Source organism: Mesotoga sp. HF07.pep.5.2.highcov, assembly GCF_003666285.1.
Taxonomy (GTDB): domain Bacteria; phylum Thermotogota; class Thermotogae; order Petrotogales; family Kosmotogaceae; genus Mesotoga; species Mesotoga prima.
In genome coordinates, this window is sequence record NZ_JFHJ01000365.1 from 1 (window position 1) to 1,154 (window position 1,154).

The 1,154-nt window shown below is 50.6% G+C and carries 1 protein-coding gene and 1 pseudogene; both read right to left on the bottom strand.

The genetic code is table 11. The annotated features are described in order from the left end of the window. Positions 1-236, bottom strand: a pseudogene (locus tag BG32_RS07740) (sensor histidine kinase); the annotation flags it as partial. Beyond that, positions 237-926, bottom strand: coding sequence for a response regulator transcription factor (locus BG32_RS07745; protein ID WP_121526649.1), 690 nt, complete (start codon positions 924-926; stop codon positions 237-239). It abuts the pseudogene before it with no gap. Positions 927-1,154: the final 228 nt, after the last annotated feature.

Here is a 1,154-nt window from a genome sequence, read left to right on the forward strand (position 1 = left end):
TCGAAGTCTTCCGGCCAACTCTCAGAAAGCAGCCTCTGAAACGTCTCATCCGAAAGACCACCCAGCGAAACCAGCCTTCCAATTAACGAGATCTCCCTTTCATACTGACGACTTCTCTGTTCCTGCAATGCAGACCATATGAGCAGCACGGCGATAATGACGACCGCGAGAGAGATCACAATGCCGGCAACTGAGGCCAGTCTATTGGCTTTTTCTCTGAAGAGGAATCTTAACATCTACTTCCCTCCATTCCACCTGTAACCCAGGCCTCTCAGCGTTTCAATAAGCTTCGGCTTTGAGGGATCTTCCTCCACCTTCTCTCTGAGCTTTCGGATATGAACAGAGAGGGTGTTGTCATCAATGAATTCACCGTCTACATCCCATACCTTCTGAAGGAGCCGATCCCTTCCGAGGACAATACCTTCGTTCTCCATAAGAGTTCTGAGTATTTTGAACTCCGTTGGAGTGAGTATGATCTCTTTCCCGGATCTGTAAGCCCTCAGCTTAGAGGTGTTCAGTTCTAAGGGGCCTGACTTTAGCGAACCACCTTCCTCAACGGAACGCTTCTGGATTCTCCGTGCATTGGCTTTGATTCGCGATATGAGCTCCCTTAGTCTGAATGGTTTCGTTACGTAATCGTCCGCCCCGCTCTCGAGACCCATTACGATATTCACTTCCTCGTCCCTTGCAGTAAGGAAGATTATTGGCATCCCTGATCTTTCGCGTATCTTCTTGCAGAGTTCAAATCCGTTTCCGTCGGGGAGCATTACATCTAGGAGCGCCAGATCAAAGTCTCCGCTCTCTAGCATTTCGAGAGCATACGACACACTCCCGGCTAAGGTCGTTGCCCACCCCTCCTGCGTGAGCGCATAGCTTATGCCGTTCGCAAGGTTTTCGTCGTCTTCAACTAGCAGAATCCTGAGCAATCGTATCACTTCCGAATGGCCATGACCGGTCCTTGTAGATCCGGCGTTTCTATTATATATGGAATGTAAATGTATAGAAAAGCGCTGAAAAACATCGGCGGGCGCAATGCCGACTCCATTGAGAAGTGATGCTGGGAAGAGCATCCCCGGAAGTGATGCGCCGAAAGATCCCGGCGGAAGTGATGCCCGGAGGATCATCCGGGGAAGTGAGGCTGCTTCGCAGGAGGG